Source organism: Streptomyces sp. SM18 (genome assembly GCF_002910775.2).
GTDB classification, from domain to species: domain Bacteria; phylum Actinomycetota; class Actinomycetes; order Streptomycetales; family Streptomycetaceae; genus Streptomyces; species Streptomyces halstedii.
This window is the reverse complement of the sequence record NZ_CP029342.1, coordinates 6,291,044-6,315,117: the sequence shown is the minus strand read 5'-3', so window position 1 is coordinate 6,315,117 and position 24,074 is coordinate 6,291,044. Positions and strand designations below refer to the sequence as shown.

The window sequence follows — 24,074 nt, the reverse complement described above, 5'->3', positions numbered from 1 at the left end:
TACCTCACCACCGGACCGGCAGGCGACGCACCCCCCGGATCAGCATCCCCGGCAGCCACTGAGGCCCCTCGCCGTCCGGGTCGCGTGCGAGTCCGGGACACCGCTCCAGCAGCGCGCGGACGGCGGTCCTGCCCTCCATGCGGGCCAGCGGCGCGCCCAGGCAGAAGTGCGCCCCGTGCCCGAAGGCCAGATGGCCCCGCGGCTCGCGTCGGATGTCGAAGGTGTCCGGTTCCGTATAGCGTCCGGCGTCGCGGTTCCCCGAGCCGATGGCGACCAGGACCGGGTCGCCCTTCCGGATGACCTGGGAGCCGATGGTGACCCGTTCGCGTGCGAATCGGAAGGTCGCGTTCTCCACCGGACCCTCGTAGCGCAGCATCTCCTCCACCGCCCCGTCGATCAGCTCCGGTTCGGCGCGCAGCAGGGCGAGTTGGTCCGGGTGGTCCAGCAGCGCGCGCACTCCGTTGGAGATCAGGTTCACGGTCGTCTCGTGTCCTGCCACCAGCAACAGGAAAGCCATGCCGACCAGTTCCTCGGACGACAGACCGTCACCCCGCTCGTCCCGGGTCTGGATCAGCGCGCTCATCAGGTCGTCGCCCGGGGAACGGCGCTTGGCCGCGATCAGCTCGTCGAGGTAGGTCTGCATGGCGCGGGCCGCCTCGTCCGCGGCCTCCGGCGAGACGGGCGCGACGACCGCGTTGGACAGCAGGCGGAACGCGTCCCTGTCCAGGCCGGGTACGCCGATGAGTTCGCAGATCACCGTCATCGGCAGCGGAAAGGCGAGGGCGTCCACCAGGTCGGCGCTCCCGGCGGGCACCATGGCGTCCAGCAGTTCCCCGGTGATCTCCTCGACACGCGGGCGCAGCGCCTCGATCCGCCGTGCGGTGAACTCACCGGCCACGAGCCTGCGCAGCCGGGTGTGGTGCGGGGCATCCAGCTCCAGCATGTTGGCGAAGATGGGGCTCGCCCCCTCGTCCCACCCGTCCGCGATCCGCCAGTCCTTGCCGAACCGCTGGTCCGCCAGGGTCGCGCGGGCCTCCTCGTACCCGACGACCAGCCAGGCTCTCTCGATGCCGTCGGTGCGGATGGAGTGCACCGGTCCCTCGGCGCGCAGTTTCGCGTAGTACGGATACGGGTCGGCCGTGAAATCCGGGATTCCACGCAGATCGACCACCGGCATCGGGATACCCCCTCGTTCGGTCCGCCCACGTCCAGGGTAGGCGGCCGTCCGGCCACCGCTCCTCGCCCGGCGGCCCGGCGTCGGGGGCGGACAGCGCGATCTGGACACGGTCGCCGGGACCGCGACGGGGAAGGACGCGGGAGAGGTGCGCCTTCACCGGCGGCGACCCCGCGGACCGCCTGCGCGCTCCGGGCGGCCGGCGTGCCTTTCAGGACAAATCAGGCCGCTCCGGCGCGGACGGCGCGTACCACCCGTTCGTGCGGCGCGAACGGCGGTGACCACGAACGGAGGGCCGGATCGGGAACGCCTGTCCGCAGGACGGACCGCCCTTACCTCCCGAAAGGTCCACCCCCGCCGAAGAGGCCGTTCCGGGGTTCCGGGTCCTCCTAGAATGTCGGTCTTGGGACGTTCGTAGACACGGAGTTGGCACATGGGTGAAGCGCGGCCGGACGGACGGGTCGAGCGGGGGAACCAGACCAGACAGCTGGTCCTGGCGCGCGCGGTCCAGGTCGCCTCGACGGAGGGCCTGGACGGCCTGTCGCTCGGGCGGCTGGCCACGGAACTGAAGCTGAGCAAGAGCGGCGTGTTCGCCCTCTTCGGATCCAAGGAGGAACTGCAACTGGCCACCGTGCGGGCCGCGGTGACGATTTTCGTGGACCATGTGCTGACGCCGACGAGGGCGGTGGGGCCCGGCCTGGGGCGGGTCTGGCGCATGTGCGAGAGCTGGCTCACCTACTCGCGGACCCGGGTCTTCCGGGGCGGCTGCTTCTTCTACGCCACGATCGCGGAGTTCGACTCCCGCAGGGGCAAGGTGCACGACGCGCTGGCGGCCACCCAGACGGGCTGGGTCACCTTCGTGGAGGAGACGCTGGAGGAGGCCAGGGTGCGCGGTGAGCTGTCGGCGGACACGGACATCTCCCAACTGGCCTTCGAGCTCATCGCGTTCATGGAGCTGGCCAACGCCGAGTCGGTGCTCCACGACAACGCTCCGGGCTACACGAAGGCGACGCGGGCGATCCTGGGCCGGTTGCGCGCCGTCGCCACGGACCCGGTGGTGCTGCCCTCCGCCCCGTGAACCCCGCCGACGCCGCGCCACGCCGTGCCGCTCGCGGGGCGGGGCACGGACCTACGCTGGGCGGGGACGGCACCGCGAACGAAAAGGGACACCGATGAGCCAGACCCCGACCCCGGTCCACACCCTCCACGACGGCCGCGCCCTGCCCGCGGTGGGCCTCGGCACCTGGCCGCTCGACGACGACGCGGCCGAACAGGCCGTCGCCGGAGCGCTGGGACTGGGCTACCGACTGGTGGACACGGCGCTGAACTACGGCAACGAGACCGGCACCGGACGCGGCATCGCCCGTTCCGGCGTACCGCGCGAGGACGTCTTCGTCACCACGAAGGTGCCGGGCCGCCACCACGGCTACGAGGAGACGCTGGCCTCGTTCGAGGAGTCCCGGTCCCGTCTGGGCCTGGAGTACGTCGATCTCTACCTGATCCACTGGCCGCTGCCGGCGGTGGACAAGTACGTGGACACCTGGAAGGCGATGATCACGCTGCGCGAGGACGGTCTGGTGCGCTCCATCGGCGTCTCCAACTTCACCGCGGAGCATCTGGACCGGCTGGAGCGGGAGACGGGCGTACTGCCGGTGGTGAACCAGATCGAGATGCACCCGCTGCTCCCTCAGGAGGAGTTGCGGGCGGTGCACGCCGCGAAGGGCATCGTCACGGAGAGCTGGAGCCCGCTGGCCCGGGGACGGCAGGTCCTTGAGGCCCCGGAGGTCATGGCGGCCGCCGGGGCACACGGAGTGACGCCGGGTCAGGTGGTGCTGCGGTGGCACACCCAGCTGGGCGCGGTGCCGATCCCCAAGTCCTCGGATCCCGCCCGGCAGCGGCAGAACCTCGACCTGTTCGGGTTCGAGCTGACGCCCGAGGAGGTGGCGGCCATCGGGTCCCGGGCGCCGCACCGCTTCGGGGGCGATCCCGAGACGCACGAGGAGTTCTGAGGTCCGGCCGTCGTCAGCGTGCCGGAGGGGTGCCGGCCGTCGTCAGCGTGCCGGGCGCGGCCCGGTGACCGGACGTCCGGTCACCGGCCCCGTCCGGTTCACCGGTTGCGCGGGGTGACCTCCGCCATCCGCGACCACTCGGCCCCCGGCACCTCGACGTTGATGATCTCCGGGATCTCGGCGACCAGCTCGGACATGGTGTCGATGGCGGCCTTGAAGTGGTCGGAGTTCACGTGCGCCACCCCCGCCGCCTCGTCGGCGAACGCTTCGAGCAGGACGAACTGGTCCGGGTTCTCCACGCTGTAGGACCACTCGAAGAAGAGGTTGCCGGGCTCCTGCCGCGTGGCGAGGGTGAACGCGTCGACGGCCGGGAGCCAGTTGTCGCGCTCGGCGGTGCGGACGGTGAACTTGACGGCGATGAAGATCATGGCGACTCCTGGTCGGGGGCCGGTGCGGGCGTCGTCCAGGCTGCCACACGCGGGGGTGAGCGCACGTCCGGCACACCCGAGGCCGGCGGACGGTCACGCCCCGCCGCCGCCCGCCCGGTGGCCGGCCGTGAGCGGGGTGGAGCCTTCCTGGCGCCTTCCCGGCCGCTGGTCCCGCGCCCAGCGGCCCGTGCTCACCGGTCGCGTGCTCAGCGGCCCGTGCTCACCGGTGCCATGCTCAGCGGCCCGTGCTCACCGGTCGCGTGCTCAGCGGCCCGTGCTCACCGGCTGCGTGCTCAGCGGCCAGTGAGCACGGGCCGCGTACTCACTGCTCCCGCGTCAGGAGGCGGCCGGTCGGCGCGGTGAGTTCGCCGTCCGCCACGATCCGCCGTCCGCGCAGCCAGGTGGACCGCACCACCCCGTGCAGGGTCCGTCCGGCGTAGGCGGTGACCTGGTTGCGGTGGAAGAGTCCGGCCGGGTCGACGGTGAAGGTGGCGTCGGGGTCGAGGACCGCGAAGTCGGCGTCCCGTCCGGCCTCGACGGCGCCCTTGCGGGTGAGACCGGCGAGGGCGGCGGGGGCGGTGGACATCCAGCGGGCCACGTCGTCCAGGGTGTGTCCGCGCCGCCGGGCCTCGGTCCAGATCGCGGGCAGCCCCAGTTGCAGCGAGGAGATACCGCCCCACGCGGTCCCGAAGTCCGGCGTCTTCAGGTCGGTGGTGCAGGGCGAGTGGTCCGAGACGACGCAGTCGATCGTGCCGTCGGCGAGGCCCGCCCACAGCGCGTCCTGGTTGGCGGCCTCCCGGATGGGCGGGCAGCACTTGAACTCCGTGGCCCCGTCCGGGACTTCCTCGGCGGTGAGGGTGAGGAAGTGCGGGCAGGACTCGACGGTGACACGGACGCCCTCCCGTTTGGCAGCCGCGATCAGCGGCAGGGCGTCGGCGGAGGACAGGTGCAGGACGTGGACGCGGGCGTTCAGCCGCCGGGCGTGCGCGACGAGCCCCTCGATCGCGGTGTTCTCCGCGTCGCGCGGCCGCGAGGCCAGGAAGTCCGCGTACGCGGGGCCGCCGCACTGCGGGGCGGACGCCAGATGGTGGGGGTCCTCGGCGTGCACGATCAGGAGTCCGCCGAAGCCGGTGATCTCGGCCAGGGAGCGGGCCAGTTCGTCCTGGTCCAGCTCGGGGAACTCCTCGACGCCGGACGGCGAGAGGAAGCACTTGAAGCCGAACACCCCGGCCTCGTACAGGGGTCGCAGGTCCGTGGTGTTGGTGGGGACCGCGCCGCCCCAGAAGCCGGTGTCGACGTGGACCTTGGGCCGGGCCACCTCCTGTTTGGTACGCAGATGGCCGACGGTGGTGGTCGGCGGGAGGGAGTTGAGCGGCATGTCCAGCAGGGTGGTGACGCCGCCGGCCGCGGCGGCGCGGGTGGCCGTCCAGAAGCCCTCCCACGCGGTGCGGCCGGGGTCGTTCACATGGACGTGGGTGTCCACCAGGCCCGGCAGGAGCACGTCGTCGCCGAAGTCCTCCAGGCCTGCCCCCGGCACCTCGGTGCCGTACGGCAGGACGGCCTCGATCACCTCTCCCGCCACGAGGACCGAGGCCGCGCGGGTCCCCTCGGGGGTCACGACGCGGGTCGAGCGCAGCACCAGCTTCGCGTCCGCCTTCACCTGTGCCTCGGGCACCCGCACTCCCCACGCCGACTTCAACGAATTGTTGAAGAAGTCTTCACTCAGCGGGCCGCCGCGTCAAGACCTGCCCCCTGGAGATTTCCACGAAGTAGAAGCTTCATTTCGTCATACGGAACGTAGAATGGTCCAGCAACGGCGTCACGCGACCTCGGCGGCACCGGTGGCCCGACCGCCCGACACCGGGACAAAGCAGGGCCTGACCGGCAAGGACGCCGCACCGGGAGCAGTGGGCCGATCCGGAGCGGCCCGGTAGGCTGCTGCCTTGCCTCCGCTTCGAAAGGACCGTTGACGTGCCGTCGTCCCACGCCAGCACTTCCGACTCCAAGCCCTCCGGCGCCGGCGGAGGGGTGCAGTCCCTCGAACGCGCCTTCGACCTGCTGGAGCGCATGGCGGACGCCGGGGGCGAGGTCGGTCTCAGCGAACTCTCCGCGAGCAGCGGCCTCCCCCTGCCGACCATCCACCGGCTGATGCGCACCCTGGTGCTGTGCGGGTACGTCCGCCAGCAGTCCAACCGCCGCTACGCCCTGGGCCCGCGTCTGATCCGGCTCGGCGAGTCGGCGTCCCGGCTGCTGGGCACCTGGGCGCGTCCGTACCTCCAGCGGCTGGTCGAGGAGACCGGCGAGACGGCGAACATGGCCCTGCTCGACGGCGACGAGGTCGTGTACGTCGCCCAGGTGCCGTCGAAGCACTCGATGCGGATGTTCACCGAGGTGGGCCGCCGGGTGCTGCCGCACTCCACGGGCGTCGGCAAGGCGCTGCTGGCGCACACCCCGGCGGACGAGGTGCGCGCGCTGCTGGCCCGTACGGGCATGCCCGCGGCCACCGACAAGACGATCACCACGCCGGACGGCTTCCTGGACGCGCTGGAGCAGGTGCGCCGTGCGGGCTACGCGGTGGACGACAACGAGCAGGAGATCGGGGTGCGTTGCCTCGCGGTCCCGGTGCCCGACTCCCCCACGTCGGCCGCCATCTCCATCTCGGGGCCTGCGGGCCGGGTGACGGAGACGGCGACGGAGCGGATCGTGCCGATCCTCCAGCAGGTCGCCAAGGAGCTCTCCGAGGCGCTGGCGAGCAGCGGCGGCCCGACGGGCTGAGCCCGGACGGCCCGCCGCCGCCCCGGGGGCCCGCCGGGGCGGGCCGGACCGGGACGGGAGCAGCCCGGACGGGGCAGCCCGGCGGGATCAGGCCGGCGCGGGCACCGCGAGGCGGCCGTCGTTCATCGTCGCCGTCCCGTCCACCCGGTCCAGGTGGGCCCGGTCGTGGGTGACCAGGACGGTGGCCGTGGACCGCTGCCGGGTCAGGCCGAGCAGGAGGTCCAGGACGGCCGCGCCCCGTTCGTGGTCGAGCGCGCTGGTCGGCTCGTCCACGAGCAGGACGGCGGGCTCGTTCATCAGGGCCCGCGCGATGTTGACACGCTGGCGCTGGCCGCCGGACAACTGGTGGGGCCTGCGGTCCGCCTTGTCCGCCAGCCCGACCGCGTCCAGCAGGTCCAGCGCCCGGATCCGGGCGTCCCGTACCGAGCCGCCCGACAGGTGCGCCATCACCTGGAGCTGCTCGGCGGCGGTCAGCGACGGCAGCAGGTTCGGCTGCTGGAAGACGATGCCGATGCGCTCACGGCGCAGGTCCGTCTTCTCCGAACGGCTGAGTCCCGCGGTCTCCGTACCGGCCACCACGACCCGCCCCCGGTCCGGGGTGACCAGGGTCGCCGCGACCGCCAGCAGGCTCGACTTGCCGGAACCGGACGGTCCGACGACGGCGGTCAGGGTGCCGGCCGGGACCTCCAGCGAGACGTGGTCGAGCGCGGTGAGCCGGGCGTCGCCGTCGGGGTAGGTGAGGGTGACATCGGTCAGGGTGAGGGTCATCGGGTACTCCCGAGTGCGGTGAGCGGGTCGACGGCGGTGATGCGCCGGATGGACAGGGCGGCCCCGAGCGCACCGAGGACGATCATGACCGCGGCCGGTACCAGCACGGTCGAGGCGTCCAGGACGAACGGCACGGCGCCGCCGTCCCCGCCGACCAGCGCGCCGATGCCCGCGGCGAGCCCGGTGCCCACGGCCGTACCGGCGGCGAGCATCACGACGGCCTGGCCGAGCGCGTCCTTGAGGAGGTACGGCGTCGAGGCGCCCAGCGCCTTGAGCACGGCGACGTCACCGCTGCGCTGGATCGTCCAGACGGTGAAGAAGGCCCCGATGACCAGCGCGGAGATCGCGAAGAGGAAGGCCCGCATCAGCTGGAGCGAGCCGTTCTCGGCCTGGTAGGAACCGATGGCGCCCAGGGACTCGTCGAGAGTGAGGGTGCGGGTCCCGGCCGCCTTGTCCCCGGCCGCGAGATCGGCGTCGCCGGTGGTCCTGAGGGCGATCACGGTGGCCTGCCCCTCGGTGCCCGAGAGGCGCTGCCAGTCGGCGAGGGAGGTCCAGACGACCGGGGTGTGGCTGTACGAGGCGTCGCCCGCGACCGCGCCGACGACCACGTCCGTACCGGCCAGGGCGAGCGTGTCACCGGCTCCGGCCCCCAGCTCCCCGGCGGCCTGCTCCGAGAGGACGACCGTGCCGGGGGCGACCGCGCCGGGGGCGAGCCCGCCGTCCGGTCGGACACCGAAGGCGGAGACCGCGGCGGTGCGCTTCCCGTCGTCCGCGGCGGCGTTCAGTGTGCGGATGCCGAGGGGTTCGGCGGCGGTGACCCCGGGGCGCTCGGCCCAGGCGCGCCAGGCGTCCTGCGGGACGGACGAGTCGGTGAACGACTCCGACCGGCCGTCCGGCGGGGCGGCGAACGCGATGCGGTCCGCGCTGAGGCCGGTGACGGCCGAGGTGTTCTCCTTCCCGAGGCCCGCCGTCAGCCCGGACAGCATCCCGACGAGCAGGGTGATCAGTACGACGACGGTGCCCATGAGGGCGAACCGCCCCTTGGCGAACCGTAGGTCTCTCCATGCGACGAACATGGCTCCAGCCTCGGCTTTCCGGCCCGCGTGGACATCGCGCGCCGGACGGGCCCGACATCAACCTTTCGGTTGACCGGCGCCGCCCGCCCCGCGTCTACGCTGGAACGACCATGGACTCGTCCGCCCGCACCACGCCCGTCGCCACCGCCCTGCGGCTCTGCCTGCACGCGCTGCTGCTCGGGCTGCTGGCGCTGGTGGTGGTCCGCGCGGTGAGCGACGGTGTCCCGCACGGCACGGCGGTCGTCGTGCTCGCGGCGGTGATGGCCGCGCTGTACGGGGCGGGCGCGTCGGCCCCCTTCGTCCAGCCGCACACCCGGGCGGCCGCCGGCTGGCTCGCCGCGCTGGGGGCCCTGTGGCTGGCACTGCTCACCGTGTCGCCCGACGCGCTGTGGGTGGCCTTCCCGCTCTACTTCCTCCAGCTGCACCTGCTCCCGGTGCGCTGGGGCCTGCCCGCCGTGGTGGTCACGGCGGCCGCGGCGATCACCAGCTTCGTGCTGCACGGGCAGGAGGTCACCCCGGGCACGTTCATCGGGCCGCTGCTCGGCGCGGCGGTGGCCGTGGCCACCGTCCTCGGCTACGACGCGTTGTTCCGGGAGAGCGAGCGGCGCCGCGAGCTGATCGAGGAGCTGGTCGCCACCCGTGCCGAGCTGGCCGCCGCCGGCCGCACCGCGGGCACCCTCGCCGAACGGGAGCGGCTGGCCCGGGAGATCCACGACACCCTGGCCCAGGGCCTGTCCAGCATCCAGCTGCTGCTGCGGGCCGCCGAGCGCACCCTGCCCGAGGACGCCCCGGCCGTCGTCCATGTGCGCCGGGCCCGCGAGGCGGCCCAGGAGAACCTGGCCGAGGCCCGCCGCTTCGTACGGGCGCTGTCGCCGCCGGACCTGGAGCACGGGTCCCTGGCGGCGGCCCTGTCCCGGCTGGCCTCGCGCACCTCGACGCCGGAGCTGTCGGTGCGGTGCGCGGTCAGCGGCACCCCGGTGGAGCTGCCCACCCCGTACGAGGTCGCGCTGCTGCGTACGGCGCAGTCGGCGCTGGCCAACACCGTGCGGCACTCGGGCGCGCGGCGGGCCGGGATCACCCTGAGCTTCATGGAGACCTCGGTCTCCCTGGACGTGGTGGACGACGGGCGGGGCTTCGACCCGTCCGCGCCGCCTGGCGACCGGGGCGCCGTGGGCCGTGAGCCCGGTGGTGGCGGGGCGGACGGGCCCGGGACCGGCGGTGCCGAGCCGTCCGGCGGCTTCGGGCTGCCCGCGATGCGGGCGCGGGCGCGTTCGCTGGGCGGCACGCTCAGCGTGGAGTCGGCGCCGGGGCAGGGCACGGCGGTCGCCGTGACGCTGCCGCTCCCGGCCGCCGTGGACCAGGAGGATGCCGTATGAGCGCCCCGATCAGACTGCTGCTCGCCGACGACCACCCGGTGGTCCGGGCGGGTCTGCGCGCGGTCCTGGCCGCCGAACCGGACTTCGAGGTCGTGGCGGAGGCCGCGACCGCGGAACGGGCCGTGGCCCTGGCCGCGACCGGCGGGTTCGACGTCGTGCTGATGGACCTCCAGTTCGGTGCCGGCATGCACGGCGCGGAGGCCACCGCGGCGATCACGGCGGCACCGGACGCCCCCCGGGTCCTGATCCTGACCACGTACGAGTCGGACGCCGACATCCTGACCGCCGTCGAGGCGGGCGCGGGCGGCTACCTCCTCAAGGACGCGCCACCTGAGGAGCTCGCGGCCGCCGTGCGGACGGCGGCGGCGGGCCGCTCGGCGCTCGCCCCGGCGGTCGCGCACCGCCTCATGGACCGGATGCGGACACCCGCCCAGGCGTTGACCAAGCGGGAGCTGGAAGTGCTCCAGCTGGTCGGCGAGGGCCTGTCCAACCAGCAGATCAGCAAGCGGCTCTTCCTGAGCCAGGCCACGGTGAAGTCCCATCTGGTGCACATCTACGCGAAGCTGGGCGTCGACTCGCGTACGTCGGCGGTCGCCGCGGCCACCGCGCGCAGGCTGATCCGCCGCTGACGGCGCGACGCGGTCCCGGCGTCCTGCCCGTCCCCCGTGGGCCCGGCCCGGTCACGCCTCACGGACGCGGCGGCTCCCCGAAGAGGTCCACGGCGATCCGTACGTCCCGCAGCCCGGGTGCCAGCGCGCTGACCGAGCCGATCGAACCCGCGACCAGGAGCAGGGAGCGCCGCAGCCGGGGGATCTCGGGGGCGCCGCCGACGGCCATGGCGTCCAGCGCCGCGAGTTCGTCCTCCGCGATGCCCCGGTCCGGGAACTCCGCGGGGTGTCCGGCCAGCTCGCGGCGGAGCCGGGAGACCGCTGTCCGCAGTGCGGCCACCCTCGGATCCACGTCGCCGCCGGTCGCTCTCTTCCGTCCCACGCTCCGCAACAAAGCACTCCCCCTCGCACGTCTTCGTGCCGGTGTCGCGACCAGGTCGAGCCGTCCCCAAGGAGTGGTCAAGTGCCCTGGGGTGCAGGCAAGTTAACGCCATGACAGGCGCGGAGCGCCACTGTGCGGACACAATTGGCCAGGGCGCGCGGGGTACGGCGCCCGTCGCCTCGGTGAACGCCCGGTGGTATCCAGGGCGCATGGCTCAGACACGACGGATTCCGGTGGTCGCGGGGGTGCTGCTCGCCGCGGGCGGCGGCCGCAGGCTCGGCGGCCGGCCGAAGGCACTGCTGGAGCACCGCGGCCGCCCCCTGGTCGAACACGCGGCGCGGGCGCTGAGCGACGGAGGCTGCGGCCCCGTCCATGTGGTGATCGGCGCCGCGGCGCCGGAGGTGCGGGCGAGGGCGGACCTGGCGGCATACAGGGTGAGCGAGAACCCCGCGTGGGAGGAGGGCATGGGCTCCTCGCTCCGGGCCGGACTCGCCGCGCTCGACGGCGGGGAGGTGGACGCGGCGCTCGTCCTGCTGGTCGACCAGCCCGGCATCGGCGCGGAGGCGGTGGCGCGCGTCCGGTCGGCCTGCCGCTCGCGCTCGGCGCTGGCGGCCGCGTCGTACGACGGGGAGCGCGGCCATCCGGTGCTGTTCGGCGCCGACCGGTGGGCGGACATCCGGACGGGCGCGGTCGGCGACCAGGGGGCGCGGGCGTATCTGCGGGCGCATCGCGACGCGGTCGTGCTCGTGGACTGCTCGGACGTGGCCCGGCCCTTCGACATCGACACGGCACAGGACCTGAAGCACCTGGAATGAGCGGGGGGACGGACCGTGTCCGCCGTGGCACGGTGCGCCATCACGCGGCGGGCTCTGTCGACCAGGAGAATCTCGATGTCAACAAACCATTGAACTTCCACCATGAGGAAACTAATATCCACTGATCAGAAGCCCATGGTTCCGCTTCCGGACCCGGTCGGCATCTCTCGCCGTATCTCGGAGCCCTGGCACCCCGTGCCGTACCGGGCGACCCGGCGGCCGCCGCACCACCTCGCTGAAGGAGTGACAGCTCATGTCCGCACCAGCGCCGTCCCCGCTGGCCATCGTCGATGCCGAGCCCCTGCCGAGGCAGGACGAGGTCCTGACCGACGCGGCCCTCGCGTTCGTGGCCGAGCTGCACCGGCGGTTCACGCCCCGGCGTGACGAGCTGCTCGCCCGCCGGACCGAGCGCCGCGCCGAGATCGCCCGCACCTCCACCCTGGACTTCCTGCCCGAGACGCAGGCGATCCGGGTGGACGACACCTGGAAGGTCGCCCCGGCCCCGGCCGCGCTGGAGGACCGCCGGGTGGAGATCACCGGTCCGACCGACCGCAAGATGACCATCAACGCGCTGAACTCCGGCGCGCGGGTCTGGCTCGCCGACTTCGAGGACGCGTCCGCCCCCACCTGGGAGAACGTGGTCACCGGCCAGCTCAACCTGATCGACGCCTACACCCGGAACATCGACTTCACCGACCCCCGGTCCGGCAAGGCGTACGCGCTGAAGCCCGCCGAGGAGCTGGCGACCGTCGTCACCCGCCCGCGCGGCTGGCACCTGGACGAGCGCCACCTCCAGCTCGACGGCACCCCGGTGCCCGGCGCCCTGGTCGACTTCGGCCTGTACTTCTTCCACAACGCGCAGCGCCTCATCGACCTCGGCAAGGGCCCCTACTTCTACCTCCCGAAGACGGAGTCGCACCTGGAGGCCCGCCTCTGGAACGACGTCTTCGTCTTCGCCCAGGACTACGTCGGCATCCCGCGGGGCACGGTCCGCGCGACCGTCCTGATCGAGACGATCACCGCCGCCTACGAGATGGAGGAGATCCTCTACGAGCTGCGCGACCACGCCTCGGGGCTGAACGCGGGCCGCTGGGACTATCTCTTCTCCATCGTCAAGAACTTCCGTGACGGCGGGTCCAAGTTCGTCCTGCCGGACCGCAACCTGGTCACGATGACGGCCCCGTTCATGCGGGCGTACACCGAACTCCTGGTCCGCACCTGCCACAAGCGCGGGGCGCACGCCATCGGGGGCATGGCCGCCTTCATCCCCTCGCGGCGCGACGCCGAGGTCAACAAGGTCGCCTTCGAGAAGGTCAAGGCCGACAAGGACCGCGAGGCGAACGACGGCTTCGACGGCTCCTGGGTCGCCCACCCGGACCTGGTCCCGATCGCGATGGCCTCCTTCGACGCGGTCCTCGGCGACAAGCCGAACCAGAAGGACCGGCTGCGCGAGGACGTCTCGGTGGCGGCGGGCGACCTGATCGCCGTGGACACCCTGGACGCCAAGCCCTCGTACGACGGCCTGCGCAACGCCGTGGCGGTCGGCATCCGCTACATCGAGGCGTGGCTGCGCGGCATGGGCGCGGTCGCCATCTTCAACCTGATGGAGGACGCGGCCACCGCGGAGATCTCCCGCTCGCAGATCTGGCAGTGGATCAACGCGGACGTGGTCTTCGAGAACGGCGAGCACGCCACGGCGGAGCTGGCCCGTACGGTCGCGGCCGAGGAACTGGCCACCGTTCGCGCCGAGATCGGCGAGGAGGCCTTCGCTGCCGGGAAGTGGCAGCAGGCCCACGACCTGCTGCTCCAGGTCTCCCTGGACGAGGACTACGCGGACTTCCTGACGCTCCCGGCGTACGAGCAACTACGCTGACGCCCCCTCAGCGCGCCGCCCGGACCCGCGACCCGCGTCCGGGCGGCGCACGGGCCCGCTCAGACCCCGATCTCCGCCCAGACGGTCTTCCCGGGCGCCCCGGACCGCCCGTCCACGCCCCACCGGTCGGCCAGTCGAGCCACCAGGTACAGCCCGCGCCCTGACTCCTCGTCACCGGCTGCGGGCCGTTCCGCGTGCTCCGGCACGGGCCGCCGCTCGGTACGGGTGTCGGACACCTCGACCCGGAACACCCCGTCACCGGTCTCCACCAGCCGCAGCCGGAAGTCCCGCCCGGCCACGAGTCCGTGGCGTACGGCGTTCGCGGCCAGCTCTGCGGCGATGAGCGTGAGGTCCTGGTTCAGGTCCGACCCGTACGGGTGGCCCCACTCGTCCAGCCTCAACGAGACGAGCCGCCGGGCGAGCCGGGCTCCTCGCGGGGTGGCGGTGAAGCACATGGGGAACTCGCGTCGCACGGGAGAGGTAATTGCTTCGTTCATGGGGCCAACCCTCCCGGCGCCTGCGTAGCGTGACCAGGACGGACGCGCTGACATCCCCGGGCTGTACGGCGGTGGGGCGCGGGCTGTAGGCGGCTCGGTGCGGCGCTACGGCGGGCGGAGAGGTGTGCGGAAAAATGTCTGAGCAGTCGTACGAGCCCGGGATGGGCGTCCTGTCCACCTTCGGGAGGCAGTTGAAGCTGTTCCGGGTCGCGGCGGGCCTGGAACGCCCTGAGTTCGGTGCGATGACGGGATACTCGGCGTCAACGATCGCGGCGTTCGAACAGGCCCGTCGGATCCCGTCACCCAAGTTCATCGACCAAGCTGACGAGTTGCTGAACGCGGGTGGGGTACTGAAGGCGGGTAAGGATGAGGTGGCCCGCGCCCAGTACCCGGCGTTCTTCCGTGACGCGGCCCGGCTGGAGGCAGAAGCTGTGGAGTTGCACGTGTACGCGAATCACGGCGTTCCCGGACTTCTACAGACGGCAGACTACGCACAAGCCGTATTCGCGATGTGGCGGCCTCTCTTGGAAGAAGAGGTGGTGGAACAGCGGGTGGCGGCACGCATGGCCCGGCACGAGATCTACTCCCGGCGCCCCAGGCCGACGATCAGCTTTGTGATCGAGGAGTCCATGTTGGGCCGCCCCCTGGGCGGCCGAAGAGTGCTGCGTGGGCAACTGGAGCAGGTTCTCGTGATCGGCCAGTACCGCAACGTCGAGATCCAGGTGATGCCGATCGGACGCGAGGACCACGCGGGCATGGCGGGCCCGTTCACCTTGATCGAGACGAAGGAAGAGCGCAGGATCGCATACGTTGAGGCGCACAAGGACAGTCGCCTCTACACCGAGCGCAAGGCGGTCCGGGAGTTCGAGGAACAGTACGGGGTTCTCCGGGCCCAGGCACTCACTCCGCGCGAATCGCTGACCCTCGTCGAAAAGTATCTGGGAGAGACATGAACACCGAAGCCCTTGCGGGCACGCCGCCCGAGACTGTGTGGTTCAAGAGCAGCTACAGCAGCGGAGCCGGCGGCGAGTGCCTTGAGGTAGCCGCGCAGCCCCATGCGATTCTGGTGCGCGACTCCAAGCATCTGATCGGCCCCGTGCTCTCACTCGACCCCGGTAGCTGGTCGGCCTTCGTCGCCTACGCCGTTGGGGCCTGACATCGCGACAGAAGAGGTGTGAACGTCGTAATGACCACGTCAGCAGAAGCGGCTCCACGCTGGTTCAAGAGCGGCCACAGCGGCGCGGAGGGCGGTGACTGTCTGGAGGTCGCCACACGGCCTGGGGTCGTACTCGTACGCGACTCCAAGCACGTCACCGGCCCCGTCCTCACACTCACCCCCGGCGGCTGGTCTGCCTTCGTCGCCTACGCCGCCGGGCGCTGACACGCAGACAGGAAAGGTGGAACGTCGAAGTGACCACGTCAGCCGCAGGAACCCCGCACTGGTTCAAGAGCAGCCACAGCGGCGCCGAGGGCGGGCAGTGCCTGGAGGTCGCCGCGCAGCCGGAAGCCGTCCTCGTGCGCGACTCCAAGAACCCGACCGGCCCCACGCTCACCCTCACACAGCGCGGCTGGTCCGCCTTCGTCGCCTACATCGCGGAAAGCTGACGCGCCGACAGCGGAGCCCCGGTGCACGGACGGCTCGGCTGTCGGCGGCGGTACGCGGCGGCCGCCCGGCGCGGCCGCCGTCCGGTCAGCCCGGCAGGACCACCGTGCGCTGGGCCGAGAAGTCGCCCCACGTGCCGTCGGGGAGCTTGGGCCGGAGCTTCAGCGAGTAGCGGGTGCCCGGCGGGTCGCTGAGGGTCAGCTCGTAGGTGGCCCGCCCGGACGGCGGGGTGCCGCCCCAGACGATCGTGGTGGTCATCTTGCCGTTGAGGAACAGCTGGTACGCGGGGATCGTGCCGCCGGTCTCCGGCTGGTCCCAGGAGAGGTCCACCACGAACTCCCCTTCCCTTTCCGTCACTTCCGTCCGCAGCCCGGACGGCGCCGTGCTCGCGGGGGCACCCGAGGCGGCCGGGGTGGTGAGGTCGAGGGCGTTGCTGTCCGGCGAGGAGTGGTCGGCGGCGTCCCGGGCGCGGACGGTGAAGGTGTAGACGGTGCCGGGGCGCAGACCGGTGAGGTGGGCCGTGGTCTGCGTGCCGGGCACGCTGTGGATGCGGGAGTCCTCCTGGTAGATGTCGTACGAGGTCACGCCCACGTCGTCCGTGGAGCCGCCCCAGGACAGGGAGACCGTGCGGCCGTCGTCGGCCTTGCCCCGCAGCTTCACGGGCGCGGTCGGCGCCTCCTCGTCGTGGGGCGCGGGCGCAGGGGTGGTGACGGAGACGGCGGCGCTCCGCGGGGAGAGGTTCCCGGCGGCGTCGCGGGCCCGGACGGTGAAGGTGTAGGCGGTGGACGCGGTCAGCCCGTCGATGTCGGTCATCCGCTTGGTGGCGGGCAACGACACGGCCTTCTCGCCCTCCTGATAGACCTCGTAGCCGGTGACCGCCTTGTTGTCGGACGACTGGTCCCACATGACGTGGACGGAGGTGGCGCTGCTCGCCTGTGCCGTGACGTTGGTGGGGACCGTCGGCTTCTCGGTGTCGGTGTCGGCGCCGGCACTGCCGCCACAGGCGGTGAGTGTGGCCAGCAGCAGGGCGGCGGAGCAGGCCAACGCGGTGCGTGCGTGGGGGCGTTGCATGGGGGGCGCCTTCCATCCGGACAGCTATTGGTCCAGACCTGTATGCCACGTCGGCGCCCCCGCGGACAAGGGGCCGGGCCGGAACCTTCCGCTATGTCCGGCGATGGGGGCCGCCACCCGCCCCCGTCGCCGCCCCCTTCGCCGCGACCGGGCGCTCAGCTGGTGAAGAACTCCGTGATCCGGGACGCGATCTGGTCCGGGTGGCGCATGTGCGGCCGGTGGCCGCCGCCCAGGGTGACCAGTTGGCAGTCCGGGATCAGTGACGCCATGTCGGCCAGCCGCGCCTGCGGCATGGTGCTCTCCGGGCCCCCGGCCAGGATCAGCGTGGGCGCGACGATCTGGCCGAGGTCCTCCTCCTGGCGGGGGTCGGGGCCGTTGATCTGGGCCAGGACGGCCGGGACGGCGTTCTCGTCGTAGTCCACCGGACCCTCGGGCGTGAACACGGCCGGCCGCTCGGGCGGGAACGGCGGCGGGGTCTCCACCAGCACCAGCCGCTCCACCCGGTCCGGGTGCTCCTCGGCGAGCAGGCAGCCGACGATCCCGCCCATCCCGTGGCCGACGACCCCGGCACGGTCCAGCTCGCACGCGTCCAGGAACTCCAGGATGTCGTCGCGCATCTGCTCGAAGCCGTACTCGTCGGGCCAGTCGCTCTCGCCGTGGCCGCGCAGATCGACGGCGTACACCCGCCACTCCTCACCCAGCAGGGTCCCGGCCGCCTCCCAGTCGGCCGACGAGCCGCCCAGGCCGTGCAGCAGGACGACGGGCGAGCCCAGCGAGTCACCCCAGGTCCGGTACGCCAGCCGTACATCGCCGACATCCACAACAGACTGATCTTCCATGGCCCGAACGCTACAGTCGTCCGGCCCCCCGCCGACGCACGCCCCTGACCTGGCACGCTGGGTGGGTGAAGATCAAGCCCCTCGCCCTCGCCGCCGCCCTGGTCCTGGCCCTGACCGGCTGCTCCGGTTCCGGCCCGGACGCTCCCGAGAAGGGGCTCGACGATCCGGAGAAGAAGGACATCGCGATGCGGCTGGTCTCCAGCGCGGAGAACTCCTCGCTCGACTGGAAGGCCCAGTACGGCTACATCGAGGACATCGGTGACGGCCGCGGCTACACCGCCGGCGTCATCGGGTTCTGCTCCGGCACCGGCGACATGCGGGCGGTGGTCGAGCGGTACGCGAAGGCGCGCCCCGGCAACCCGCTGGAACGGTTCCTCCCCGCCCTGCGCGCGGTCGTGGGCGGCGACTCGCACGAGGGGCTGGGCGAGGCCTTCACCGGTGCCTGGGCCAAGGCGGCCGAGGACACGGCGTTCCGGCGGGCGCAGGACGCGGAGCGGGACGCGTCGTACTTCGACCCGGCGGTCGCCCGCGCCGAGGCGGACGGGCTCAGCGCCCTCGGCCAGTTCATCTACTACGACGCATACGTGATGCACGGGTACGCCGACGCCAAGGGCACCGTCGGCTTCCGCACGATACGGGCCCAGGCCGTCGAGGCCGCCGATCCCCCGTCCGAGGGCGGCGACGAGGAGGAGTACCTCCACGCGTTCCTCGACGCCCGGGTGGAGGCCCTGCGCACGGAGCCCTCGCACAGCGACACCAGCCGGGTGGAGACGGCCCAGCGCGTCTTCGTGGAGCAGGGCAGGCTCCAGCTGGAGACCCCGCTGGTCTGGAAGGTGTACGGCGAGAGCTTCCGGATCGACGGGCCGTAAAGAGCCGTCCGGAGGGCTCACGAGGCATCCGGGACACGGCGCGCGTACGCCGGTGTGCACCGTCCTGACCTGCACACTCGTTCCCGGCTGCCGGTGTGGGGCGGGCCGTGACCGGCGTGCGGCTCCGGCCGTTCGCACGGTCGGGGCACACGAACGGTGTCCCTCTCGAAGCCTCAGGGAGACACGTCTCATGATCAAGAAGATGCTGCTGGCCGCGGCCGCCCTCGTGGCCGGCGTCGGCCTCGTCGCGAGCCCGTCCGCGTACGGAGCGCAGAACACCGCCACGGCACGGAGCGCCGTCACGGCACCCGCCCTGCGGGCCGCACCCCAGCTGGTCTGCACGGTCAACGACAACGGGGTGAACTTCCGGGGCGGGCCCGGCACCAACTACCCCGTCCTCGGCACCGTGAACCGGGGGCAGAACATCAACGCGCGGGGCCAGGAAGGGAGCTGGCTGATGGGCGACCTCTGGGGCGGGCCCACCGGCGTCTGGATCCACGTGGCCTACCTCAACTGCTGAGCAGGACCCGCCGGGGAGCCCCGCCACCGTGGGGCTCCTCCCCCGCGAAGTTTTTCGGGCCCGTTCCGTCCGGAGGGTTCTCCCGTACCCGCACAGCTGATAGGAAAGGTTCCTAACAGAACAGCGGGCACGACGAACTCCCCTGGGAGGACAGGTGCATCACCCCCACAACCGCACCGCACGTCGCACGACACGACTCACCCGCCCCACCGGTATCGCCGCCGCGGCCCTCGGGCTCGCTCTCCTGGCGCTGCCGGTCACCGCTCACGCCGGCGCCCCCACGCAGCCGGCCGCTCATCACCTGGAGGCCGCCGCGTCCGGACTCGACGATCCCGCCAAGAAGGACATCGCCATGCAACTGGTTTCCAGCGCGGAGAACTCCACGCTCGACTGGAAGGCCCAGTACGGCTACATCGAGGACATCGGTGACGGCCGCGGCTACACCGCCGGCATCATCGGGTTCTGCTCCGGCACCGGCGACATGCTCGACCTCGTCGAGCGCTACACGGACCGCTCCCCCGGCAACGTCCTCGCGGCGTACCTGCCCGCCCTGCGCGAGGTGGACGGGAGCGACTCGCACGACGGGCTCGACCCCGGCTTCACCCGCGCCTGGGCCGAGGCCGCGACGGACCCGGTGTTCCGGCAGGCGCAGGACGACGAGCGGGACCGGGTCTACTTCGACCCGGCGGTGCGCCAGGGCAAGGACGACGGTCTGGGCACGCTCGGCCAGTTCGCGTACTACGACGCGATCGTCATGCACGGCGGCGGCGGGGACTCCACCAGCTTCGGATCCATCCGGCAGCGTGCCCTCGCTCAGGCACAGCCGCCGTCGCGGGGCGGCGACGAGACGGCCTACCTCGACGCGTTCCTGGACGCCCGGGTCTGGGCGATGGAGCAGGAGGAGGCCCACTCGGACACCAGCCGGGTGGACACCGCGCAGCGGGTCTTCCTGCGGAACGGCAATCTGGACCTGAACCCGCCGCTGGACTGGAAGGTCTACGGCGACAGTTTCCACATCGGCTGACGCCGACGGCGCGGCGCGTGCGTGAGGGCACCGATGACGGGCCTTCGCGCACGCGCCGCGCGGGTGACGGGACGGGACGCCGGGCCGGGCGGGGCCGGGTCAGTGGACGAGCGGCAGGGTCATCGGGTCCTGGGGCCGCTCGCCCGCGGTCGGTTCCTCGGGCGCGGCGTCCTTCTCCGCCGGCCGGCCCAGGTGGTTGAAGGCCAGGTTGAGCAGGATGGCCACCACGCAGCCCGTGGAGATGCCCGAGTCCAGGACGACCAGCAGGTCCTTCGGGAAGGCGTGGTAGAAGTCCGGGGCGGCGATCGGTATGAGGCCGACGCCGACGGCGGCCGCCACGATCAGCGCGTTCTCGCCCTTCTCCAGGGCGGCGGTGGCGAGGGTCTGGATACCGCTCGACGCGACCGAGCCGAACAGGACGATCCCCGCGCCGCCGAGCACCGGCAGCGGGACGAGGGCGATGACCGACGCCGCGACGGGCACGAGGCCGAGCACCACGAGGATTCCCCCGCCCACGGCGACGACGAACCGGCTGCGCACCTTGGTCATGGCGACCAGCCCGATGTTCTGGGCGAACGCGCTGCACATGAAGCCGTTGAACAAGGGGCTGAGGGCGCTGCCGAGCGTGTCGGCGCGCAGCCCGCCCTCGATCGTCCGCTCGTCGGCGGGCCGGTCGACGATCTTGCCGAGCGCCAGCATGTCGGCGGTGGACTCGGTCATGCAGACGAGCATCACGATGCACATCGACACGATGGCGGCGATCTCGAACTGCGGTGCGCCGAAGTGGAAGGGCGTCGGGAAGCCCACCAGGTCGGCGTCGCCGATGGCTCCGAAGTCGGTGATGCCGACGGGTATCGCTATCAGGGTGCCGATGACCAGGCCCAGCAGGATCGCGATCTGCTGGAGGAAGCCCCGCAGCAGTTTGCGCAGGGCCAGGACGATCACGAGGGTGACGGCGGCCATCGTGATGTTGGTCGTGGAACCGTAGTCGCCGGCGGACGCGTTGCCGCCCTGCGACCAGTTGAAGGCGACCGGCAGGAGCGAGACGCCGATGAGCGTGATGACGGTCCCGGTCACGACCGGCGGGAAGAACCGGACGAGTTTGCAGAAGTAGGGGGCGAGGACGAAGCCGAGGAGGCTGGCGACGATGATCGCGCCGAAGATGACGGCGATGCCGTCGTGTCCCCGGTCCTTGCCGATCGCGATCATCGGGGTGACACCGGCGAAGGAGACGCCGTTGACGAACGGCAGCCGGGCGCCGACGCGCCAGAAGCCGAGGGTCTGGAGCAGGGTGGCGATACCGGCGGTGAAGAGGCTCGCCCCCATGAGGAAGGCGGTCTCCTTGGCGTTCAGGCCCACGGCGGGGCCCACGATCATGGGCGGGGCGACCACTCCGGCGTACATGGCGGCCACGTGCTGGAGGCCGCTGGTGAACATCCTCAGGGGCGGCAATGTCTCGTCGACCGGATGCTTCCCGCCCTGCTCGGCGACGGTGCGCCCGTCGCCGGAGGTGGGCCGGTCCTCGGTGGTGCGGTCCTCGGTGGTGGGGTGGTCGGTGGCGCGGTGGTCGGTGACTGGGGTGTCCTGCTCTTCGACTGCGTCCTTGCGAAACCTGGGCGTAGCTGCCACGGGGCTCCTCCGGTCGGTTACACGTCGGCGACGTGGGTGTCAGGGAGGTGGTGCGGGTGGGGCGTGGGGACAGGTCGTGCAGCTGGTGCGGCAGCTCGGATCGCCGGTCCGCGGTGCGTGCGCGACGGCGCGCACCGCGGACCGGTTGCCGTGTCCCTGTACGGGTTCACGGCGGCCGGCCGAGGGCCGTCCCCCTCGGGCCGGCCGGTCAGGGGGTGGTACGGGCGGGAGCCGTCAGGCTCCGGCGGCGATCTGGGCCAGGCGCCGTGCCTCGTCACGGGTGGCGCGGGCGATGGCGTCCTCGTCCACCGTGGTGAGGTGGCTGTCCTCGACGACGGGCCTGCCGTCCACGAGGGAGAGGGTGACGGGGGCCGCGGCGCCGAAGACGAGCGCGGTCACCGGGTCGGCGATGGAGGCGTGGGCCAGGGTGTCGAGCTTCCACAGCACGAGGTCGGCGAGCTTGCCGGCCTCCAGGGAACCGATCTGATCGGCGCGGCCCAGCACACGGGCGCCGCCGTACGTACCCAGGCGCAGCGCCTGACGGGCGTTCAGGGCCTTCTCGCGGTGCGCGCCGAGGCGGTTGACCAGGAGGGCGTTGCGCAGTTCGGTGTGCAGCTCGCCGGACTCGTTGGACGCGGTGCCGTCCACGCCGAGGCCGACCGGCACCCCGGCGGCGAGCATGTCGGGCACCCGGGCGATTCCGGCGGCGAGACGGGCGTTGGAGGACGGGCAGTGGGCGACGCCGGTCCCGGTACGGGCGAAGGCGGCGATGTCGGAGTCGTTCATGTGGACGCAGTGCGCCATCCACACGTCGTCCCCGAGCCAGCCCGTCGTCTCGAAGTAGTCGGTGGGGCCCATTCCGAACAGCTCCTTGCAGAACCGTTCCTCTTCGACGGTCTCGGAGCCGTGGGTGTGCAGCCGCACGCCGCGCCGCCGGGCCAGTTCGGCTCCCTGGCGCAGGAGTTCGGTGGAAACGGAGAACGGTGAGCAGGGGGCGACCGCGATCTGGGTCATCGCGTCGAAAGAGGCGTCGTGGTGGGCGTCGATGGTGGCCTCGGTGGCCGCGAGCGCGCCCTCCAGGCTCTCCACGGCGAAGTCCGGCGGCAGCCCGCCGTCCTTCTCGCCGCGGTCCATGGACCCCCGGGCGAGCGTGAAGCGTACGCCCATGTCGCGGGCGGCGCCGATGATCGCCCCCGAGAGGTCTCCGGCGCCCCGGGGGTAGATGTAGTGGTGGTCCATGGCGGTGGTGACCCCGCCGCGGGCCATCATGGCGAGCGACCCCTGGGCGGCGGCTCGGGCCATCGCCTCGTCCACGCGGGCCCATGTCGGATACAGCGCGACGAGCCAGTCGAAGAGGTTGTGGTCGGTCGCCAGGCCCCGGGTGATCCACTGGTAGAAGTGGTGGTGGGTGTTGACGAGGCCTGGTGTGGCGAGGTGGCCGGTGGCGTCGACGCGCCGTACGACACCGGTCAGTCCCGCGGGCGCCTTGCCCGCGCCGACGGATTCGATGCGGTTGTCCGCGACGACGATGTGGCCCGACGCGTACTCGGTGTCCTGGGCGTCGACGGTCGCGATCGAACAGTTCTCGATGACGAGGCGCTGCGGGTCTGCCGAGGCTGCCATGGGGCTTCCTTCTTCTCTCGGTGGCGAGGAGCACCCGCGCTCCGGGGAGTGCGGGGAGGGCACGGCAGGACCCCAGGAGGATTTGAGTGCCACAGCGGTGCGGCTGTGGGTGCCGAGAGGGTGGACGTCCGGCCGGCCCCCGCCCGGCCACGGGCGGAGCGGGGGCCGGCCGGGGCCGTCAGAGGTTGGTCAGGTCGACCGGGATCCTGGGCTCGACGCCGTCCCGGAGCACCGTCGCCTCGATGAGGCCGTAGGGGCGGTCGGCGGCGAAGTAGACGGCACCGTCCGCGGTGTCGTTCTTCAGTCCGAAGGGTTCCAGGTCGACGAGGAAGTGGTGGTTGTTGGGGAGCGAGAAGCGGATCTCGTCGATCTCGCTCCGGCTGTTGATGATGCGCGAACCCATCTGGTAGAGGGTCTGCTGGAGCGAGAGGGAGTACGTCTCGGCGAACGCTTCGAGCATGTGCGTACGGGCCTGCCGGTAGGACTTCTCCCAGTTCGGCATGCGCTGCTCGTCGTCGGTCCAGTTGTAGCGCCACCTGGCGGAGACGTCGGTCGCCAGGATGCGGTCGTACGCCTCCTTCAGGGTGGTGTACTTGTCCTTCGCGTAGCCCCAGAACTCCGAGTTGGTGGAGTTGAGCACGGTGAGGTCCTTGAGGCCGGAGATGACCTCCCACCTCTCACCGTCGTAGGTGATCTGGGCGGTGCGGAGTTCCTGGCCCTTACGGACGAAGGAGTGCCGGACCTCGTCGGCGCCGATGAAGCGGGAGTTGCCGTCGGAGGTCGCGATGCGCTCCCAGGCGTACTCCTCTATCCGGATCCGCGCGGTCCCGATCGGCTCCTGTGAGGTCACGAAGTGGCGGGCGAGGTGGATGCCGAACTGCTCGGCGGATTCGATGCCGTGTTCCTTGGCGAAGGCGAACACCGTGTTCTTGGTGGTGTCGGTCGGCAGGACATGGGCGTTGGAGCCCGAGTAGTGGACGTCGTCCATGTCGCCGGAGAGGGCGACCGAGACGTTGAGGTCCTTGATGTGGTGGGTGGCGCCGTCCCGCGTGATCTTCACGACGCGGTTCTCTGCTTTGCCGTACTGGTTCTGGCCGAGAATCGTGGGCATTGTC

Annotated in this window: 26 protein-coding genes; 14 read left to right on the top strand and 12 right to left on the bottom strand. The window is 71.9% G+C overall.

Features of this window, described 5'->3' with window-relative positions; translation table 11 throughout:
- Nucleotides 1-4 precede the first annotated feature (4 nt).
- Nucleotides 5-1,177, bottom strand: a complete 1,173-nt coding sequence (locus tag B9S64_RS28100) for a cytochrome P450 (protein ID WP_103492489.1) — start codon at nt 1,175-1,177, stop codon at nt 5-7.
- A 430-nt stretch (nt 1,178-1,607) separates the two neighbouring features.
- Between B9S64_RS28100 and B9S64_RS28095 the strand changes: the two genes are divergently transcribed.
- Nucleotides 1,608-2,252: a TetR/AcrR family transcriptional regulator gene (locus B9S64_RS28095; RefSeq protein WP_103492488.1), complete on the top strand. Its 645-nt coding sequence runs from the start codon at nt 1,608-1,610 to the stop codon at nt 2,250-2,252.
- A 94-nt stretch (nt 2,253-2,346) separates the two neighbouring features.
- Nucleotides 2,347-3,183 (top strand): aldo/keto reductase, encoded by an 837-nt coding sequence (locus tag B9S64_RS28090; protein ID WP_103492487.1) that lies wholly within the window; start codon nt 2,347-2,349, stop codon nt 3,181-3,183.
- A gap of 98 nt (nt 3,184-3,281) precedes the next feature.
- Here the strand turns inward: B9S64_RS28090 and B9S64_RS28085 are convergent, their stop codons facing one another.
- Nucleotides 3,282-3,611 (bottom strand): putative quinol monooxygenase, encoded by a 330-nt coding sequence (locus B9S64_RS28085; RefSeq protein ID WP_103492486.1) that lies wholly within the window; start codon nt 3,609-3,611, stop codon nt 3,282-3,284.
- A 322-nt stretch (nt 3,612-3,933) separates the two neighbouring features.
- Nucleotides 3,934-5,286: an allantoinase AllB gene (gene allB, locus B9S64_RS28080; RefSeq protein ID WP_103492485.1), complete on the bottom strand. Its 1,353-nt coding sequence runs from the start codon at nt 5,284-5,286 to the stop codon at nt 3,934-3,936.
- Between the two features lie 296 nt (nt 5,287-5,582).
- On the opposite strand from allB, the gene B9S64_RS28075 reads away from it, so the two are divergent.
- A complete protein-coding gene (locus B9S64_RS28075) occupies nt 5,583-6,386 on the top strand; it encodes an IclR family transcriptional regulator (protein ID WP_103492484.1) in 804 nt (267 codons plus the stop codon).
- Between the two features lie 87 nt (nt 6,387-6,473).
- Here B9S64_RS28075 and B9S64_RS28070 read toward each other — a convergent pair whose 3' ends face one another.
- Both B9S64_RS28070 and B9S64_RS28065 read right to left on the bottom strand, forming a co-directional pair.
- Nucleotides 6,474-7,154, bottom strand: a complete 681-nt coding sequence (locus B9S64_RS28070) for an ABC transporter ATP-binding protein (protein WP_109492158.1) — start codon at nt 7,152-7,154, stop codon at nt 6,474-6,476.
- The gene (locus B9S64_RS28065) at nt 7,151-8,230 is read right to left on the bottom strand and encodes an ABC transporter permease (protein ID WP_103489357.1); all 1,080 of its coding nucleotides are present in this window, start codon (nt 8,228-8,230) and stop codon (nt 7,151-7,153) included. The genes B9S64_RS28070 and B9S64_RS28065 overlap by 4 nt, the downstream gene beginning before the upstream one ends.
- A 110-nt stretch (nt 8,231-8,340) precedes the next feature.
- Here B9S64_RS28065 and B9S64_RS28060 point away from each other — a divergent pair, with 110 nt between their 5' ends.
- The gene (locus tag B9S64_RS28060; RefSeq protein ID WP_109492157.1) at nt 8,341-9,606 is read left to right on the top strand and encodes a sensor histidine kinase; all 1,266 of its coding nucleotides are present in this window, start codon (nt 8,341-8,343) and stop codon (nt 9,604-9,606) included.
- On the top strand, nt 9,603-10,235 hold the full coding sequence (locus tag B9S64_RS28055; RefSeq protein WP_103491415.1) for a response regulator transcription factor: 633 nt from the start codon (nt 9,603-9,605) through the stop codon (nt 10,233-10,235). The genes B9S64_RS28060 and B9S64_RS28055 overlap by 4 nt, the downstream gene beginning before the upstream one ends.
- 58 nt (nt 10,236-10,293) lie before the next feature.
- Here the strand turns inward: B9S64_RS28055 and B9S64_RS28050 are convergent, their stop codons facing one another.
- Nucleotides 10,294-10,608 carry a DUF5955 family protein gene (locus B9S64_RS28050; RefSeq protein WP_103491416.1) on the bottom strand — a complete coding sequence of 105 codons (315 nt, stop codon included), beginning with the start codon at nt 10,606-10,608 and terminating at the stop codon, nt 10,294-10,296.
- A gap of 197 nt (nt 10,609-10,805) precedes the next feature.
- On the opposite strand from B9S64_RS28050, the gene B9S64_RS28045 reads away from it, so the two are divergent.
- On the top strand, nt 10,806-11,411 hold the full coding sequence (locus B9S64_RS28045; RefSeq protein WP_181012299.1) for an NTP transferase domain-containing protein: 606 nt from the start codon (nt 10,806-10,808) through the stop codon (nt 11,409-11,411).
- Between the two features lie 253 nt (nt 11,412-11,664).
- A complete protein-coding gene (gene aceB, locus B9S64_RS28040; RefSeq protein ID WP_103491418.1) occupies nt 11,665-13,284 on the top strand; it encodes a malate synthase A in 1,620 nt (539 codons plus the stop codon).
- A gap of 59 nt (nt 13,285-13,343) precedes the next feature.
- Here aceB and B9S64_RS28035 read toward each other — a convergent pair whose 3' ends face one another.
- Nucleotides 13,344-13,781 (bottom strand): ATP-binding protein, encoded by a 438-nt coding sequence (locus tag B9S64_RS28035; RefSeq protein ID WP_258037867.1) that lies wholly within the window; start codon nt 13,779-13,781, stop codon nt 13,344-13,346.
- A 134-nt stretch (nt 13,782-13,915) separates the two neighbouring features.
- Between B9S64_RS28035 and B9S64_RS28030 the strand changes: the two genes are divergently transcribed.
- Genes B9S64_RS28030 through B9S64_RS28015 form a run of 4 tightly spaced genes read left to right on the top strand, consistent with a single transcriptional unit; the run spans nt 13,916 to nt 15,386 of the window.
- Nucleotides 13,916-14,734, top strand: coding sequence for a helix-turn-helix transcriptional regulator (locus B9S64_RS28030; protein WP_030632627.1), 819 nt, complete (start codon nt 13,916-13,918; stop codon nt 14,732-14,734).
- Nucleotides 14,731-14,937, top strand: coding sequence for a DUF397 domain-containing protein (locus B9S64_RS28025; RefSeq protein ID WP_028443071.1), 207 nt, complete (start codon nt 14,731-14,733; stop codon nt 14,935-14,937). Before B9S64_RS28030 ends, B9S64_RS28025 begins: the two co-directional genes overlap by 4 nt.
- 30 nt (nt 14,938-14,967) lie before the next feature.
- The gene (locus tag B9S64_RS28020) at nt 14,968-15,162 is read left to right on the top strand and encodes a DUF397 domain-containing protein (protein WP_103491420.1); all 195 of its coding nucleotides are present in this window, start codon (nt 14,968-14,970) and stop codon (nt 15,160-15,162) included.
- Between the two features lie 29 nt (nt 15,163-15,191).
- On the top strand, nt 15,192-15,386 hold the full coding sequence (locus B9S64_RS28015) for a DUF397 domain-containing protein (RefSeq protein ID WP_181012300.1): 195 nt from the start codon (nt 15,192-15,194) through the stop codon (nt 15,384-15,386).
- A gap of 85 nt (nt 15,387-15,471) precedes the next feature.
- Here the strand turns inward: B9S64_RS28015 and B9S64_RS28010 are convergent, their stop codons facing one another.
- Together B9S64_RS28010 and B9S64_RS28005 are read right to left on the bottom strand one after the other, a co-directional pair.
- Nucleotides 15,472-16,455, bottom strand: coding sequence for a fibronectin type III domain-containing protein (locus B9S64_RS28010; protein WP_103491422.1), 984 nt, complete (start codon nt 16,453-16,455; stop codon nt 15,472-15,474).
- A gap of 155 nt (nt 16,456-16,610) precedes the next feature.
- The gene (locus B9S64_RS28005; protein WP_103491423.1) at nt 16,611-17,294 is read right to left on the bottom strand and encodes an alpha/beta fold hydrolase; all 684 of its coding nucleotides are present in this window, start codon (nt 17,292-17,294) and stop codon (nt 16,611-16,613) included.
- Between the two features lie 65 nt (nt 17,295-17,359).
- On the opposite strand from B9S64_RS28005, the gene B9S64_RS28000 reads away from it, so the two are divergent.
- The 3 genes from B9S64_RS28000 (at nt 17,360) to B9S64_RS27990 (ending at nt 19,707) form a co-directional block, all read left to right on the top strand.
- Nucleotides 17,360-18,163 carry a chitosanase gene (locus B9S64_RS28000; RefSeq protein ID WP_103491424.1) on the top strand — a complete coding sequence of 268 codons (804 nt, stop codon included), beginning with the start codon at nt 17,360-17,362 and terminating at the stop codon, nt 18,161-18,163.
- 190 nt (nt 18,164-18,353) lie between these two features.
- Nucleotides 18,354-18,683 carry an SH3 domain-containing protein gene (locus B9S64_RS27995; protein WP_103491425.1) on the top strand — a complete coding sequence of 110 codons (330 nt, stop codon included), beginning with the start codon at nt 18,354-18,356 and terminating at the stop codon, nt 18,681-18,683.
- Between the two features lie 154 nt (nt 18,684-18,837).
- Entirely contained in the window at nt 18,838-19,707 is an 870-nt protein-coding gene (locus tag B9S64_RS27990; RefSeq protein ID WP_103491426.1) for a chitosanase, read from the top strand.
- A gap of 99 nt (nt 19,708-19,806) precedes the next feature.
- On the opposite strand, the gene B9S64_RS27985 is transcribed toward B9S64_RS27990, so the two are convergent.
- The 3 genes from B9S64_RS27985 to pucL all read right to left on the bottom strand — a co-directional run bounded on the left by B9S64_RS27985 (nt 19,807) and on the right by pucL (nt 24,070).
- Nucleotides 19,807-21,336 (bottom strand): nucleobase:cation symporter-2 family protein, encoded by a 1,530-nt coding sequence (locus tag B9S64_RS27985; protein WP_181012301.1) that lies wholly within the window; start codon nt 21,334-21,336, stop codon nt 19,807-19,809.
- A gap of 234 nt (nt 21,337-21,570) precedes the next feature.
- Nucleotides 21,571-22,959, bottom strand: a complete 1,389-nt coding sequence (locus B9S64_RS27980) for an 8-oxoguanine deaminase (protein WP_103491427.1) — start codon at nt 22,957-22,959, stop codon at nt 21,571-21,573.
- A gap of 178 nt (nt 22,960-23,137) precedes the next feature.
- Nucleotides 23,138-24,070: a factor-independent urate hydroxylase gene (gene pucL / locus B9S64_RS27975; protein WP_103491428.1), complete on the bottom strand. Its 933-nt coding sequence runs from the start codon at nt 24,068-24,070 to the stop codon at nt 23,138-23,140.
- Nucleotides 24,071-24,074: the final 4 nt, after the last annotated feature.